General features: G+C 61.1%; 18 protein-coding genes and 1 tRNA gene. 4 read left to right on the top strand and 15 right to left on the bottom strand.

The annotated features are described in order from the left end of the window. Window positions 1–2 precede the first annotated feature (2 nt). The 10 genes from KKQ75_RS11195 to KKQ75_RS11150 form a co-directional block, all read right to left on the bottom strand. Window positions 3–431, bottom strand: a complete 429-nt coding sequence (locus KKQ75_RS11195; RefSeq protein ID WP_213362251.1) for a hypothetical protein — start codon at window positions 429–431, stop codon at window positions 3–5. After that, window positions 418–2,274 (bottom strand): DUF927 domain-containing protein, encoded by a 1,857-nt coding sequence (locus KKQ75_RS11190; protein ID WP_213362250.1) that lies wholly within the window; start codon window positions 2,272–2,274, stop codon window positions 418–420. The genes KKQ75_RS11195 and KKQ75_RS11190 overlap by 14 nt, the downstream gene beginning before the upstream one ends. Before the next feature lie 31 nt (window positions 2,275–2,305). Continuing rightward, window positions 2,306–3,196 (bottom strand): hypothetical protein, encoded by an 891-nt coding sequence (locus KKQ75_RS11185; protein WP_250131074.1) that lies wholly within the window; start codon window positions 3,194–3,196, stop codon window positions 2,306–2,308. Further along, window positions 3,186–3,461 carry a hypothetical protein gene (locus KKQ75_RS11180; protein WP_213362249.1) on the bottom strand — a complete coding sequence of 92 codons (276 nt, stop codon included), beginning with the start codon at window positions 3,459–3,461 and terminating at the stop codon, window positions 3,186–3,188. Before KKQ75_RS11180 ends, KKQ75_RS11185 begins: the two co-directional genes overlap by 11 nt. After that, on the bottom strand, window positions 3,458–3,685 hold the full coding sequence (locus KKQ75_RS11175; RefSeq protein WP_213362248.1) for a hypothetical protein: 228 nt from the start codon (window positions 3,683–3,685) through the stop codon (window positions 3,458–3,460). The genes KKQ75_RS11180 and KKQ75_RS11175 overlap by 4 nt, the downstream gene beginning before the upstream one ends. Further along, window positions 3,682–3,963, bottom strand: coding sequence for a hypothetical protein (locus tag KKQ75_RS11170; RefSeq protein WP_213362247.1), 282 nt, complete (start codon window positions 3,961–3,963; stop codon window positions 3,682–3,684). Before KKQ75_RS11170 ends, KKQ75_RS11175 begins: the two co-directional genes overlap by 4 nt. Then, window positions 3,960–4,271, bottom strand: coding sequence for a hypothetical protein (locus KKQ75_RS11165; RefSeq protein WP_213362246.1), 312 nt, complete (start codon window positions 4,269–4,271; stop codon window positions 3,960–3,962). Before KKQ75_RS11165 ends, KKQ75_RS11170 begins: the two co-directional genes overlap by 4 nt. A 419-nt stretch (window positions 4,272–4,690) precedes the next feature. Further along, on the bottom strand, window positions 4,691–4,993 hold the full coding sequence (locus KKQ75_RS11160; RefSeq protein WP_213362245.1) for a helix-turn-helix domain-containing protein: 303 nt from the start codon (window positions 4,991–4,993) through the stop codon (window positions 4,691–4,693). Beyond that, a complete protein-coding gene (locus KKQ75_RS11155) occupies window positions 4,990–5,241 on the bottom strand; it encodes a helix-turn-helix transcriptional regulator (RefSeq protein WP_213362244.1) in 252 nt (83 codons plus the stop codon). Before KKQ75_RS11155 ends, KKQ75_RS11160 begins: the two co-directional genes overlap by 4 nt. 126 nt (window positions 5,242–5,367) lie before the next feature. Beyond that, entirely contained in the window at window positions 5,368–6,000 is a 633-nt protein-coding gene (locus KKQ75_RS11150) for a hypothetical protein (protein WP_213362242.1), read from the bottom strand. 291 nt (window positions 6,001–6,291) lie between these two features. Here KKQ75_RS11150 and KKQ75_RS11145 point away from each other — a divergent pair, with 291 nt between their 5' ends. From KKQ75_RS11145 to KKQ75_RS11135, 3 genes are all read left to right on the top strand, one after another. After that, window positions 6,292–6,555 carry a DUF4258 domain-containing protein gene (locus KKQ75_RS11145; protein WP_284069736.1) on the top strand — a complete coding sequence of 88 codons (264 nt, stop codon included), beginning with the start codon at window positions 6,292–6,294 and terminating at the stop codon, window positions 6,553–6,555. A 2-nt stretch (window positions 6,556–6,557) separates the two neighbouring features. Then, the gene (locus KKQ75_RS11140; protein WP_213362240.1) at window positions 6,558–7,019 is read left to right on the top strand and encodes a helix-turn-helix domain-containing protein; all 462 of its coding nucleotides are present in this window, start codon (window positions 6,558–6,560) and stop codon (window positions 7,017–7,019) included. Window positions 7,020–7,697: 678 nt separating this feature from the next. Then, window positions 7,698–7,919: a hypothetical protein gene (locus KKQ75_RS11135; RefSeq protein ID WP_213362239.1), complete on the top strand. Its 222-nt coding sequence runs from the start codon at window positions 7,698–7,700 to the stop codon at window positions 7,917–7,919. 197 nt (window positions 7,920–8,116) lie between these two features. Here KKQ75_RS11135 and KKQ75_RS11130 read toward each other — a convergent pair whose 3' ends face one another. From KKQ75_RS11130 to KKQ75_RS11120, 3 genes are all read right to left on the bottom strand, one after another. Then, window positions 8,117–8,941, bottom strand: coding sequence for a HeH/LEM domain-containing protein (locus tag KKQ75_RS11130; protein WP_213362238.1), 825 nt, complete (start codon window positions 8,939–8,941; stop codon window positions 8,117–8,119). 237 nt (window positions 8,942–9,178) lie between these two features. After that, on the bottom strand, window positions 9,179–10,399 hold the full coding sequence (locus tag KKQ75_RS11125; protein ID WP_213362237.1) for a tyrosine-type recombinase/integrase: 1,221 nt from the start codon (window positions 10,397–10,399) through the stop codon (window positions 9,179–9,181). Window positions 10,400–10,594: 195 nt separating this feature from the next. Beyond that, window positions 10,595–10,670: transfer RNA gene (locus tag KKQ75_RS11120), tRNA-Arg, on the bottom strand. 149 nt (window positions 10,671–10,819) lie between these two features. Here KKQ75_RS11120 and KKQ75_RS11115 point away from each other — a divergent pair. Beyond that, on the top strand, window positions 10,820–11,719 hold the full coding sequence (locus tag KKQ75_RS11115) for a c-type cytochrome (protein WP_250131073.1): 900 nt from the start codon (window positions 10,820–10,822) through the stop codon (window positions 11,717–11,719). An 83-nt stretch (window positions 11,720–11,802) separates the two neighbouring features. On the opposite strand, the gene KKQ75_RS11110 is transcribed toward KKQ75_RS11115, so the two are convergent. Together KKQ75_RS11110 and KKQ75_RS11105 are read right to left on the bottom strand one after the other, a co-directional pair. Then, a complete protein-coding gene (locus KKQ75_RS11110; RefSeq protein ID WP_213362236.1) occupies window positions 11,803–12,366 on the bottom strand; it encodes a DUF2946 family protein in 564 nt (187 codons plus the stop codon). Beyond that, on the bottom strand, window positions 12,359–13,423 hold the full coding sequence (locus KKQ75_RS11105; protein WP_213362235.1) for a YheT family hydrolase: 1,065 nt from the start codon (window positions 13,421–13,423) through the stop codon (window positions 12,359–12,361). Before KKQ75_RS11105 ends, KKQ75_RS11110 begins: the two co-directional genes overlap by 8 nt. Between the last annotated feature and the right edge of the window lie 113 nt (window positions 13,424–13,536).

The raw sequence follows: 13,536 nt of genomic DNA, 5'->3' as shown, positions 1-13,536 counted from the left end.
CGTCATACTTTCGTCGCCCACGTGGGCATTGCTTGCTCATAGTCGCGCCACAGTGCTGCACCAATGGCGCAGCGCTCACCCCGGCGCCTGCCTGCCGTCTTGCATTGGGTGCATTGCATGTGGTGATCCAGATAGGCCCGGTCCAGCTCGTGCCAGTCATACAGCTCGGCTTCGTTCGCCGCTTCTGCACCAGGCACTGCAGGGGCTGGAATCGGCGCCGCAGCCGGTGGTTTTGCGTTTGAACCCTGCCCCTTATCGAATTTCGGGGTTACACGGGTTACAGGGGTTACACCGTTGATTTCATTGAACTTTTCTGTAACCCCAGCCGTTTTTTGTGGGGTTACAGGAGTTACAGCCGGGGTTACAGCGCGGGTTACAGGGGTTGCAGCCTGTGCGTGGAGCCGCTGAATCAGTGCTTTAAGCGCTCCCATGGTCATCCTCCAATCGCTCGGGATTGATCTCGTACACCTTGCGCACGGCGCCATCCAGTCGCTTGGGCGTCTGGCGCCTGCCGTCAGCACCAGGCTTTGGCAGCGCCCCGCACTGCACCAGCACATCCAACGAGCGTTGCAGGTCAAAGCCCTTCAGCGCCTCCTTCATGCCCGAAGCCGTGAACAGGTACCGCACACTGCTGCCGGTGTTCTCGCGCCAGCCTGCCCGGTTGTGCACCACGGCTTGCGGGTTGTCCTCGTTCTGAAACCGACTTGCCCCGTGCAGCTCGATGAATGCGGCCACGGCCTGCCTGATCTGGCTTTGCTCCTTGTTGGCGTTGCTGCCGCCCCGATCCTGCTGCCAGGCGGTGAACATCTCCGCTGCCGCTGCAGTCGCCGCCCCTTCCGGCCAGCCGGTGACGCCGTAGCTGGTAGCAAGCTCTCCGGCCAGTGCGAGCATGGCAAACCGGGCTGCCGCCCGTTTCACCTGCCCGTCACCCCGCACAGCGAATGCAGGCAGCGCCTGAATGCCCGCCAGCGCCTCGGCGAAGTCCTCGCCTTGCTCACGGGTCAATCGCTGCAGGAAAGCCCGCCCAGCGTGGCCGTAGTGCGTTGCCGCCGCCCGCTTGATGCTGTCGCTGAAGACGGTACCGCTGGCGTAGCCGTGCAGCTCATCCCATGCGCCATGCCTGCGCTGCACACGAACATCCAGCAGCCGCACGGCCTGCCCCGCCTTCACCCTCTGGCCGCCTTCCTGCATGGACGTTTCGATGGTGGTTTCCCCGGTGGAGACAATGAAGCAGCGCCAGCGCGTCACGGTGCGAACGGTGCCGGTCCTGCTGGCCCGCTGCTTGCCGCGCCCGTTGCCCAGGCTGTACACGATGGCGCCAATGTCGCGCGGATCGCATTCGCTGATTTCGTCCAGCGCCAGCAGGCTGTCATTGAACATGCTGGCTGCGCCCTCCATGCCGTTGGCCGTGGCCCGCCAGCTTCTGCGGTAACCCTCGCCGCCCCACACACTGCACGCTGCCTGCAGCGCCGTGGTTTTGCCGGTGCTGGAATCGCCCACGAAGTGCACCCCGCCCGATTCGGCATTGCACCTTGCCAGCAGTGCACCAGCGAATGCAGCGCAAAGCGCCAGCAGCAGCACGGGATTGCCCACAGCAGGCATTGCCACACCCTCGCGCCAGCCGTCCAGTGTGCCGCCCGTGGTGTACTCGTTGCCATCTGCCTCACCAGACTGGAACACCACGCCGCCAGCCCCGGCGCCGATGACGGTATCAGGCAGCACGAAAGCCCGGAAGGTGGCGTCTGCCCAGCCGGTCTGCAGGCAGCAGCGAACCCGCTTTCTCGGCACCAGGCTCAACAGGTAGCGCGTCAGGCTGCTGCGCTTGTCCGGGTCCAGCTCCAGCCCCATGGAAAGCAGCGCCCCGCGCAAGTCGGCGCCGTCTGCCTTCAGTAGCTCCATGGGCATGGCCCACTCCCGCCATTTCCCGGTCGTGGTGCGAAACCGCAGCAGGCGCCCGAAGTTGTTTTCCTGCGGGTCGTGCGTCACTGCATCCATGTACAGCGGTGCGCAAATCCAGACTTGGGTCAGCTCGGGTTCGCCGTTATTGCGCTCACGGATGCCAAAATACCAGACGCCTGCACGGTGCGTCACCTTGCCGTCAGTGCCCTTTACCGCCTCGTTCAGCACCACGTAGCGCGGACGATCCTTTTGGTCGGGGATGGGGCTGGGTTCTGCCTGCTGCTGATCCTGCTGCCCGTCCGCCTCGATCTGCACCAGGTGGCCGATAGGGGTATCTGCTGGCACTTCGGCCAGTGCCGTGATTGCTTCCGTCATGGGCAATCCTCCAATTCATCAAATGCGGCCTTCACTGCCGCCAGCCCCTGCAACTGGTGCAGGTCGTTGAAGTCGGTAGCGCCAGCCGGTCGGCCAGCGTGGAACAGCGGTACCGCCACGGTGCCGCCCACGGATAGCGCGGCCTGCTGTGCCTGCTCCATGCCGGGGTTGCCCGGCGTGGCGTGATCGTCGTCAGCGGCCACGATGATCTGCAGGTCAGGGTGGCGCCTGTGCAGCGCCTGTGCAGCGCCTGTGCCACTGCCTGCAGGTTGCCTGCGTTGAAGGCCACAGCCACAGCGTGGCCGGTCACCTCGTGGATGCTGGCGCCCGTGGCGTAGCCCTCGCACACCACGATGACGCCTGCAGGCTTGCCGATGGCGTGATAGCAGCCGCGCACCCTGCCGCCCGCCTGAAAGCGCTTGTCACCATCAGGCGTGATCGTCTGGATGCTGTGCAGGGTGCCGCTGGTGTCGCGCAGCGGGATCATCAGCAAGCCGCCGTACTGCCGCAGCCCGTAGCCGTGCACGCCCTTGCGCTGCAGGTAGGGGTGGCCGGTACAGTCGCCTGCCGCCTCCCATGCCTGCATTGCGCTTGCTTTTGCTTGCTCCTGCCTGCGCTGCTGATCGGCCTGCCGCTGCACCAGCAATGCCCGGATGGTTTCGCGCATCGCTGCACGCTCTGCCGGTGTCATGGCTTCGTCGCTCTTGCTGCACCAGGTGACAGTCAGCCCCTGCCGCCAGTCTCCGAAGATGCCAGCAGGCAGGCCATCCAGATGCAGGCAGTACCAGCCCGCCGCGTCGCTGCGCTTGCCGTTGGTACTGAAGCGGTGCACCTTGCCGTCAGCCTCGATGTGATCGGGTGGCGTCAACCCGGCGCCCAGCAACGCATCGCGGAAGTCGTTGACGATGGTGTCAGGCGTCATGCTGCACCTCCGTGCGTTTCTGGCGCTTGTGACGCGCCGCTTGCGCCCGGTAGATCGTGCGTGCTGTCATCGCTGCGTCGTTCGCTGCTTCCAGCCCCGGCGCCTCCACCTCAAAACCCACAGCCTGCGCATTGGCCTTCAGGTGCACCACACCAGCCGCTGCAGCGTCGCCCGCCGTGGGGTAGGTGCCGGGCAGTCGCTGGCGTCGCAGCAGCGCGGCATTGGTGCTGCTCCATGCGCTGTAGATGGCGAGTCGGAAGGTCATGTCTGCACCTCCTGCACCAGCTTCGGCAGCTCGCCCGCCTGCTGCTCGATGGCCCAAGCCAGCGCGTACATGCGTGCCTTGTCGCTGGCATCCATCGCGTGGCTGTCGATTTCATCATTCAACAGGGACACCAGGCTGGCGATGCGCTCCTTGGCGGTGTTCAGCTCGATTTGCAGCCCCTCCAGGCCCAGGGTGCTGAGTCGGAATTCCGATCTTTTGCTCATGCTGCGCCCCCCTTGCCGAGTTGGTATTCCATGCTCTTGATAGTGGTCAGCTCATCATTGATCGCCGCCATGGCGTTGCAGGCCAGCTCTGCAATGGCCCTAGCTGCTGCACGGCTTGCATATTGCAGTGCGTCCATATCGCCAAATTCAGCGCGCAGCCTCAGCATCTCGGCCATCTGCTCGATCTGGTACAGCGTTTCCAATGCGATGGCTTGACGCTCCTCACACCAGAATTCGGCATTGCTGGCCGGGGTCGTGGAAGTGGTCGGCGCCTTCATGCTGCACCTCCACTTGCCAGCGCTTCGGCCAGTGCACTGACTTCTTCAGCAACAGAACAGGCCAGCCACAGCGTGGCTTCCTGAATGCTTTCATGCTGGCCGGTGAAGTTGTCGCGGGATGCGCCACACGTCTGCAGCAGCAGCGCGTGGAGTTGCGTTGCACGCTCTGTCAGCATGTCGATTGCGTCGGTACGGCGCTTGATGCTGGTACCGGCTTTGCTGGTGGTCAGCGTCAGCCATACGTGATCGATAGTGACGCCTTCAGGCGTGGGGATGCTTGCGCCGTTGGCGCGGGTGATGGTTGTCATGGTTCAGGCTCCTACGGGAACGTTGAAGAAGCCCCCTTTTGCGTGACTAGCGCATAGGGTGGGCGTGGGTGTAGTCACACGTCCGTAGCCGTGCCGCCGTCCTTGCGGATAGGCGCTCCCACGCCCGTAACCGTGACGGCTGGCCGTGGATACACCACGTCCTGCCAGGTGTTCAGGCATGACAAAACCCCGCTTAACGGTGGGGGCAGCAACCGCTACAGATTTGGTGTGACTAGCACCAGCGCATTTCTGCGCCGGGGTCATTGTGGCATGTACGGGCAGGCTCGTGCAAGTCGCCAGCGCGATGGCTGCCGCTGCTGTACAGGCATAGCCGTAGATGGCAGAATGCCGTACCAGATGCGATTCGATGGCCGCCTGCACAGCTCCCCAGCTCCAGGCGGTTTTCTTTTTGGTGGTCCTCATGCTGTGGCCTCCAAAAAGAACAGGCCCACGCGGTGCAACTCGCCCGCTTCGGTTTCCTGCTGCACCCATGCCATGCCGATCTTGCGGCCTTCCTTGTGGCGCAGCTCGTTGATTCGTGCATTGCAGTCGTAGCAGTCCAGGTGGCGTTGCATTTCGCTGCTGGTGCAGGGAAACAGCGCAAGCGCCGCCATGATGCGCTGTCGCTGCGCTGCCGCGCTGCCGCTGGGGTAGGACTTGAGAATCTGCACCAACGCCTGCAGTTTCTCCGGCGTGGTGTGATGGTGCGGAATGCTGCTCATGCTGCACCCTCCGTCTGGCCTTGCAGCCAGGCTTGAATCGCCGTCAGGTCAAACAGCGTGACGCGGGTTCCGGCCTTGATCGGCTTGGGAAAATCGTCACGGGTTTTCGCCCAATGCCACAGCGTCGTTTCGCTGATCTTCAGGAAACGCGCTGCTGCTTTCGCCCGCTCATAGTGGGGCTGGGTGTCGTGGCTGGTGGTGACTTCACGCTGTGGCGCGTGAATCGGTTTGGTGGCTGCTTTCTGCATTGCCGTCTGATCCTTTCATGGAAGGACGGCATTGCAGGTTGTGCCAGTTGCTGCAATACCGCCCGATGAGGCACGGTATGCAGTTTCTAAGAGTGATTCCGCTATGTCACTGACAATAAAACAGGTCTACTTTTTGTCAGCAGTCATCTCGGCAATTCGATCAAGCGCGGCATCCATTTTTTTATCCAGTTCGGCCAACACATCGCGGTTCATGGCCTCTGCCCGCATTTCTTCAATTCTCCGGCCCATTCGCTCTAAAAAGGTTTCGTACACCTCCCCACGCTCTGCAGCCTCCTTTCTCGCCTCAGCATCAAAACGGGCGCCCATTCGCAAAAATTCACGCCGCTGGTCTCTCTCCTCCTTAGTTTTTGGCAAGTGTGTGCTGTGATCTTTGACGATACGCGCAAGGTGACGCTCACCCTTATGGTGACGCTTTACCAGCTCATCCATCGTTTCCTGATATGTCATCCCGTCATCGCGCATATCGAAAAATTCCCACGCGATGAGGGTTTTATCTATATGAGCGTCATCGTGCTTTGGCCTTCCCGCTTTGGAATAAGGCAGCCGCCCTGTTAGAACGATTTCGACCATCAGCAAATTCATTACCTGCTGGAAAAGCGGATGGATTGCGCCGTCATCCAGAACCAGCCCCGCGAGTATGTGGAATGCCTGCTGTTCCGCGCCGTTTTCCCCGTCAGTTATCGCTGTCAGCGCTAATTGCTGCTGCGCCCATATATTGGTTCTTCGGAAGTGCGCCAAGTCGATCTTGTGATGCGCCATATTCACCCCAACACCCCGCACAAGGTGCCAGCCCCCGCCTGCCGGGGTGTGTGCAGGTCTGGCCGTGGGGATCAATCCACGGTAGGGGCTGGCAATCGTTCGCCCATGGTGGGCTGTATAAGCGTCCAGTGTAGCGGGTTGACAATAGAAGGCCAACAGAATGTAAGGACGTTTGATAGGGCATACCGTTTTCAGTATGATGTCCTATCAAAATGATAGGTAAGCGTGGCCGATCCAAGCATCCCCCAACTTGAAAAACACATCCGCAGAATGGCCGCAGACAGTGCCAATGTGGCATTCACTGATCATGCAGATGTGCGAATGCGCCAGCGCCACGTCAACCGCCCCATGGTGTTCGATGTGCTGCTGCAGGGGCGCATGAATCTGCCGCCCGAACCAGACATCAGACATGGGGGGCTCAACTGCCGCATGGTGCGCTATGTGGCAGGCATGAACGTAGCGGTAGTGGTGAACGTGGAGTATCCCGCCCCGGAATTGGTCATCGTGACCGTGATTGACATAACGAAGGAATAGCCATGATCCAGTACAAAGACGGCGGCCTGCGCAATGTATGGCTTGCAAATGGGTATGAAGTGCGTATGACGCGCTTTGGCGAAGCCGTGGCGATTCACGATCAAGAAGGACTGACCAAAGCGGTGTGTTTGGCGCTCACCAAGAAGCCCAGCCACATGACTGGTGCTGAATTTCGCTATGTGCGCAGCGCTGGCATGCTGGCCTCGCAATCGGCATTGGGCCACCTTCTGGACGTTGACGCGCAGACTGTTGCCCGCTGGGAAAAGGACTGCAAGGTGCCGCGCTGGGCAGACAAGCTGCTGCGTCTGCTCTACGCTGCTCATGCCGAAGGCAACGTGCCGATTCGGCGGGTGATGGAGCGCACCAACCAAGTGGAGCGGCTGGTAAACCAGAAGATCGTCATCCAGGAATCGCGCAAGGGCTGGGAAAGCACCATTGAAGATTGCGATCAAGTGCCCGCCTGATCCCGCCCAGCCCCACAGCAGCCGCCATCGTGCGGCTTTTCTTTTGCCTGCAACACCAGGTGCAGGGACTAGCTTCGGCTGGATGGTGCCGCTCCCGATATGCAGATTCGCACATCGCCCTGCCGATGCTCAAATCTGTGCATCGGTCTTTTTATAGGCTCCAAAAATTCAGGTGTACCAAGGTGCCCCCGCGCTGGGGACTGTCCACTTTTGGACTGTGCTAAGCCCATTTTTGGGCTGAGCGCAATTTTGCGTTTTGCTGATCCTGCCGCATCTCGCGGCTCAAAATTGAGCCGCCAGAATCTGCACTGCGCTTTTTAGGGACTCAAGAAACCCGCCGCCAGCACCAGGTCGATGACGCCCTGACGTTTTAGGCTGGCGTCGATTCTTGCCGCCATTGGCGCAACCTATCAAAAACCGCACATTTCGGGGATTCCAGTAGGTGGGCCCCTGTGGATAACTGCCTCTGGTGCCGGATCGTTTGGTTTCCCGTTGATGTGCCTAAATGGTGGGCATTGTGCATAACATCGGTAAACCCGCGTCTGCATTGACTATTCCCGATAGTGTGCAGAAAGTTGTCCACTTTGCATACTTGATACAACGAGCGTTATGTTTAATTATGTGAATCTATCGTCAAATAAAGCACATAACCGGGAAAAAATAGCCTAGAATCACACCATGACGCAACACGCCTACACCCTTCAAGACTTCGACGCCCACCTGCACGCCTTGGGCTGGAAGGTTTCTGACTTCTGCCGCGCCACTGGCCTGCATCGCAATACGCCCAGCCGCTGGCGCACTGAAGGCGTGCCGATCCCGGAATGGGTCGGCAAGCATCTGGCTCTGCTGCTGGAAGTGGAGCGCCTGCACGCCGCGTACCTGCGCCCGGCGAAAGATTGATCTTTCACCCACGTGCCTGTCAAAGGGCATTGGACATGGCATGAAAGAACCGCCTCGGTGAGCAGTTTTGGTGGGTTAGCTTACCGACTTAGCCAGCGGGGGTGATGCACAGGCAGGCGCAAGATTGGGCAAGCGCATCCTCGCATTTCGCTGGGAAGCCGGGGGAAAAGCCTCACGTAAGTGGCCGCACCTTAGCATCACCTCTGACGAAAATTCAGTTGCACATGGAAGAAGCTGTGATCCCCGGGAAATAGTGGCAGCATCGCGTCAGGATTTCCTGCCAAATATCGTTCTATGACATTAGCGTAAGTCGTATCAAAAACTACTAACTCCTCTTTGATGAACGTATTCCCTGCCGCGCTCCGTCTACCCAATCCCATGGCGCGTAAATTTATGCATCGCATCAATTTTTTATAGAGGCCGTAGCCCCCAGAGCGCCGCTTTTGCTCTTGGAACTGATAGTACAAACGGTCAACTTCCGAGCAACCAGATTCAGCCAAGAGCTGAACCAACTCAGCCTTTCTTGCCCCCGAACGAAAGGGAATGGCATTTTTTGCAAGAGTTTCCTTTAGCTCTGCCACGGTACGTTGTTCCAGCGCTTCCTCGCGCGACACCTGCACGCTAACCTTGGCGGGGTCTATCTCCCATACTTCTGGGAAATCAAGTGGAGTAGACAATCGGGCCTTGTCAAAAATGGTTCGCCACTCGGCAATCTCCAACCATGCCCATGGCCGTTCGGCAAAATACCGCTGAAAAACAGGCTCCATGTAGTTGTGCGGCAAGCCAAAGCCTCCACAGCTTTGCACCATGCTGAAAATCTCGCTCTTTTCTCTCTCTGATAGGCCTTGCACACTCTTCATCGTGTAGGTAAACGCAGCTTCTTCGCGTTGAAGCGTTACCTTTGGGCCTGCCGCGATTGCCAACTCTTTGGCGCGCTGCCGCAGCATTGGCTCTTGCTCACTCGCTTCTCTGGCGTCCACTGGTTTGCTTCCGAATATCTTTCTCGAAAACCAGCCAAACATTTCATCTCCCTACGGTGGATGGATGCTTGCATCTTACCCATTTACTGCGGCGTGCTGGCGGAGCAACACCACGCCATGGATAGCGCCCTGTAACCCCGCCTGTAACCCCAGCGTGTAACCCCTGTAACCCCAGCGTTTTGCCATGGGGTTACAGGAAAACATCAATAAAATCAACGCTGTAACCCGTGTAACCCGTGTAACCCCGAAAAACAAAGAGGGGTGGGGTCAAACATGCGCTCATCCCGCCTTGCGCTTGGGCAGCACGATGACGTTATCCGCCCGGCGTGCCTGCAGGTAGTCGGCCCACCATTGCATCAGCTTGCCGCGCTGGGTCAGGTAAGTGGCATGGTTGTACGCTGCGCTTACTTCGTCGCGGTCAGAGTGGGCCAGTTGCAGTTCGATGTGGGCATGGTCAAACCCCTGCTCATGCAGGATCGTGGAAGCCAGCCCCCTGAAGCCGTGTCCCGTCATGGTGCCCTTGTAGCCCATGCGGTACAGCGCATACAGCACCGTGTTGTTGCTCATGTGCTTGCGTGGGTTGCTCTCATGCGGAAACAGCCACTCACTGCGCCCGGTGATCGTGTGCAGCTCTCTCAACAGCACCAGCGCCTGCCGTGCCAATGGGACGATGTGCGGGGTATCCATCTTCATTCGGTGTGCCGGTATGTCCCAGCGCTTGCCCACCAGGTCGAATTCATCCCAGCGTGCCCCGATCAAGTCACCAGTACGCACAAACGTCAGGGCCATCAGTTGCATGGCGATGCGCGTCAGGATGCTGCCCTGATAGTCATCCATGTCCCGCAGTAGCTGGGGCAGGTCTTTTGCCGTGATCCGCGCGTGGTGTTTGGCCTTGCGCTGCGGCAGCACGTCCGATGGCTTGATGAAGCTGGCCGGGTTGCTGTCCGTGATGCCATGCGCCACGGCATACCGGAATATCTGCCCGCAGTTCGATAGCGCACGCGCCGCCATGTCCAGTGCGCCCCGTTCTTCTACCTTCTTCACGATGGCAATCAGCATGGGTGCAGTCACCTCACCAATGGGCAATGCACCAACGATAGGAAACACGTCACGCTCCAGCCGCTTGACCGTGTAATCAATGGTGTGGGGTGTCTTGCCAATGCTCCACTGATCCAGCCAGCGCATAGCCACAGACTGAAAACTGTTTTCCAGCGTAGCCGCCCGCTGCAGCTTCTCGGCCTTGCGGTGCAGATTTGGGTCTATGCCCTGCGCCAGCAGCTCCCGCGCCTTCTCCCGCGCCTTGCGTGCCTGCCCCAGCGATACAGCCGGATAGACACCCAGCGCAAGCGTCTTGCGCTTGTCGGCAAAGCGGTAGTCCATGCGCCAGTATTTGCCGGATGCCTTCACCAGCAGGAACATGCCGCCGCCATCCGATAGCTTGTCACCTGCCGCGCTGCCGCTGTGCCGTGCGTTTTTTACTGCCGTGTCTGTCAGTGCCATAGTGCCTTTGTCGGTATCTGGGTGACGGTATCTGACGGTACTTTTCTGCCGCCTGCTGGCCGGTACCGTCAAAAGTACCGTCAAAGTGACGGTATGTCATTGTCCCTTGCCGGACTACTTCGGACAACAAAAAACCCGCAAGCCTAGGAGACATGCGGGTTTTCGGACTTCATCGGACTATGCTGGATTGAATTGTGGCGCGACTGGCGGGGATCGAACCCACGACCCTTGGCTTCGGAGGCCAATACTCTATCCACTGAGCTACAGTCGCACGGAAAGGAAGTCGCCAAAGTCCCGTATGTTGTGGTAAGCATGACAGGTTCTCTTTGGCAACGGGCAATTGTAGGTGTTTTTTGCAGCAGCGGTGACTATAATTGCCTGTCACTTTTAGTTTCCAATCAACACAGCCCTGAGGACGTTATGAGCCAGAACGCTCTTGATACATACAATGTTTCCGAGGCGACCAAGAACCGCCAGTTGGCGATTGTTGCGGCGCTCACCTTCGGCGCCCTGTTCGCCCTGCTGGCCGTGTCGGTGTATTTCAGCACCTACGCAACGCCCTCCTTCAACGCCCACAGCCCCGCTGCCCAGATGGCTGCCGCCCAGCGCATCCAGAAAGTCGGCAGCATCGAACTGCAGGCTGCTCCCGCCGGCGGTGGCGCTCCCAAGACCGGCGAAGAAGCCTACAAGGCTGCCTGTGCCGCCTGCCACGACGCTGGTGTGACCGGTGCTCCCAAGCTGGCCGATGCCGCCGACTGGGGTCCGCGTATCGGCCAGGGCGTGGAAACCCTGTTCAAGCACGCCATCGAAGGCTTCACCGGCGCCAAGGGCACCATGCCTCCGCGCGGCGGCACCACCTTCACCGATGACGAAGTGAAGCGCGCCGTGGTGTTCATGGCCAACAAGAGCGGTGCCAGCTTCGCCGAACCCAAGGCTGCCGATGGCGCGGCCGGTGCTGCTTCCGGCGCCGCCTCCGCTCCGGCTGCCGATGCTTCCGCCGCGGCTCCCGCCGCCGCCGCACCTGCCGCTTCCGCTGCAGCCCCAGCCGCTGCCGCTACCGCCGTCGCTGCCGGCGCAGGCGAAGCCCTCTACAAGTCCACCTGCCAGGCCTGCCACGTTGCGGGTGTTGCCGGCGCTCCCAAGCTGGACGACAAGGCCGACTGGGCTCCGCGTATCGCCCAGGGCGAAGCCACCCTGTTCAAGCACGCCATCGAAGGCTTCACCGGCGCGAAAGGCGTGATGCCGCCCAAGGGTGGCTCCACCGCCTCCGACGACGAAATCAAGGCTGCCGTCCAGTACATGGTCAGCCAGGCCAAATAAGCCCCTGCAGGCGGCCTTTTCCTAAGCCGCCCATCTCAGGCACCCCGAAGCTGCATGCCGGCCTCGGGGTGTTTTTTTGGGTGTCAGCCCGCGGCAGCCTGATCCTGCTGCGGACTCGGACGATAGCCGAAGCGCTCCGGCAGGCTGTCAGCCTGCACATCCTCCAGCGGCCACACCACATCCTCGACCGCCTGCGCCATGACCAGCGTGTCCAGCGTGTGCACCAGGCCCAGCCCGCGGTCCGTCGCCAGATAGACATGGCCGTGCTCGTCGCAGAGCGCACGCCCCACCTGTACCGGCTCGCCCGTATGCGTGCGGACGGCATAAGCGCCGCTCGCCTCCTGCTGCACCCGAAGCACCCAGGGCGCACTCTCCAGTTCCACGAACACCCGCTGCGGCCCGTTCTGGAAATACCAGCGCCCCTGTTCGTCAGCCAGGTAGTTGCGCCCGATGAACTCCAGCAGCTTGTCCAGCTGCACCACCGATCCCCGGCTCGCCGCGCTGCTGCCCGGCCCGCTGAAAGGCCCGGCCGCCTGCGCCGCAGCATCCCGCAGATACCAGTCCCCGCGCATGCCCAGGCCCAGCCAGCCATACGCATGGGGCACGTTCGGCCATTTCGCCATGGCCTGCTTCACCAGATCATCCATCACCTTCCTCCTGCGGGCCACCGGGCCCCTTGGTTCCGATTGTGGCGCAACTCGCCAGCATCCAGTCCGTCACGGCACGCGGCATGCCGAACAGCTGCCCCGGCCAGCGCCCCTCCACAAAGCCCACATGCCCGCCGCAGCGCGGCTGCCACAGCGTCACGCAGTCCGGCACTTCTCCCCTTGCCGGCAGCACCGAGTCCGGCACAAAGGGATCATTGCGTGCATTGAGCAGCAGCGTGGGAATGCGCAGGGCGCTCAGGTGCGGACGCGAGGACGCGCGCCGCCAGTAGTCGTCGGCACCTCCGAAGCCATGCAGCGGCCCGGTGAAGGCGTCATCGAAATCGAACAGGCTGCGCGCCCGCAGCACCCGCTGCAGGTCGAACAGATCCGGAAACTGCCTGGCCTTGAGCCGCGCCTTGTGCTTCATGCTGGCCAGGAACATGCGCTCGTAGCTGAGGCGGTTGAAACCCCTGTGCAGGGCGTGCCCGCAGGCCGCGAGATCCAGCGGTGCACTGATCACCGCAATCGCCGCCGCACGCCCACGCGCGTGCTCCCCCTGCTGCTGTGCCCAGCGCAGCAGCGCATTGCCGCCCAGCGAAACTCCCGCCACGAACAGCGTGGCGTCCGAACCCAGCTGCCGGTCCTTCCAGTCCTGCATGCGGCGCAGGATCCACTCCACCTCCTGCCAGTCGCCACTGTGATAGGCACGCGCCGCCCGGTTCGGCTCGCCGCTGCAACCCCGGAACATCGGCACCGCAAATGCCCAGCCCAGGCTGCGCGCACGATGCGCCATGGCCAGCGCATAGTGACTGCCGGAAGAGCCTTCCAGTCCGTGAAACAGCACCAGCAAGGCACGCGGCCTGCGGCCCTGCCCATCATGCCGCGCCGGCGCGGGCTGCAGCCAGTCGACATCCACGAAGTCGCCGTCCGGAGCCTCCCAGCGCGTGCGTACATAACGCGGCCGTTCGCCGCTCCATGCGCGCGCATACAGCGCCGGCCAGATGGTCTGGCTGTGTCCGTCCGGCAACCAGCGCGGGCAACGGTAATTGAACTCCATGCCTGCCAGCATAGCAGCCGCACACTTGCGGATGCCGACTACGTCACGCTGGCCGCAGTTGTCGGCGTATTCCTGCAAAAAGCACGAAAAGAATTACGCTATGCTTGCAATAT

The organism is Brachymonas denitrificans (genome assembly GCF_907163135.1).
Taxonomy (GTDB): domain Bacteria; phylum Pseudomonadota; class Gammaproteobacteria; order Burkholderiales; family Burkholderiaceae_C; genus Brachymonas; species Brachymonas denitrificans_A.
Note: the sequence above shows the minus strand (reverse complement) of the source record. Positions and strands in the feature narration are given on the sequence as shown.

What these genes read in the sequence shown, in the direction of transcription:
- KKQ75_RS11195 (WP_213362251.1), bottom strand. Translation starts at nt 431, where the DNA reads ATGGGAGCGCTTAAAGCACTGATTCAGCGGCTCCACGCACAGGCTGCA.
- KKQ75_RS11190 (WP_213362250.1), bottom strand. Translation starts at nt 2,274, where the DNA reads ATGACGGAAGCAATCACGGCACTGGCCGAAGTGCCAGCAGATACCCCT.
- KKQ75_RS11185 (WP_250131074.1), bottom strand. Translation starts at nt 3,196, where the DNA reads ATGACGCCTGACACCATCGTCAACGACTTCCGCGATGCGTTGCTGGGC.
- KKQ75_RS11180 (WP_213362249.1), bottom strand. Translation starts at nt 3,461, where the DNA reads ATGACCTTCCGACTCGCCATCTACAGCGCATGGAGCAGCACCAATGCC.
- KKQ75_RS11175 (WP_213362248.1), bottom strand. Translation starts at nt 3,685, where the DNA reads ATGAGCAAAAGATCGGAATTCCGACTCAGCACCCTGGGCCTGGAGGGG.
- KKQ75_RS11170 (WP_213362247.1), bottom strand. Translation starts at nt 3,963, where the DNA reads ATGAAGGCGCCGACCACTTCCACGACCCCGGCCAGCAATGCCGAATTC.
- KKQ75_RS11165 (WP_213362246.1), bottom strand. Translation starts at nt 4,271, where the DNA reads ATGACAACCATCACCCGCGCCAACGGCGCAAGCATCCCCACGCCTGAA.
- KKQ75_RS11160 (WP_213362245.1), bottom strand. Translation starts at nt 4,993, where the DNA reads ATGAGCAGCATTCCGCACCATCACACCACGCCGGAGAAACTGCAGGCG.
- KKQ75_RS11155 (WP_213362244.1), bottom strand. Translation starts at nt 5,241, where the DNA reads ATGCAGAAAGCAGCCACCAAACCGATTCACGCGCCACAGCGTGAAGTC.
- KKQ75_RS11145 (WP_284069736.1), top strand. Translation starts at nt 6,292, where the DNA reads ATGGCCGCAGACAGTGCCAATGTGGCATTCACTGATCATGCAGATGTG.
- KKQ75_RS11140 (WP_213362240.1), top strand. Translation starts at nt 6,558, where the DNA reads ATGATCCAGTACAAAGACGGCGGCCTGCGCAATGTATGGCTTGCAAAT.
- KKQ75_RS11135 (WP_213362239.1), top strand. Translation starts at nt 7,698, where the DNA reads ATGACGCAACACGCCTACACCCTTCAAGACTTCGACGCCCACCTGCAC.
- KKQ75_RS11130 (WP_213362238.1), bottom strand. Translation starts at nt 8,941, where the DNA reads ATGTTTGGCTGGTTTTCGAGAAAGATATTCGGAAGCAAACCAGTGGAC.
- KKQ75_RS11125 (WP_213362237.1), bottom strand. Translation starts at nt 10,399, where the DNA reads ATGGCACTGACAGACACGGCAGTAAAAAACGCACGGCACAGCGGCAGC.
- KKQ75_RS11115 (WP_250131073.1), top strand. Translation starts at nt 10,820, where the DNA reads ATGAGCCAGAACGCTCTTGATACATACAATGTTTCCGAGGCGACCAAG.
- KKQ75_RS11110 (WP_213362236.1), bottom strand. Translation starts at nt 12,366, where the DNA reads ATGGATGATCTGGTGAAGCAGGCCATGGCGAAATGGCCGAACGTGCCC.
- KKQ75_RS11105 (WP_213362235.1), bottom strand. Translation starts at nt 13,423, where the DNA reads ATGGAGTTCAATTACCGTTGCCCGCGCTGGTTGCCGGACGGACACAGC.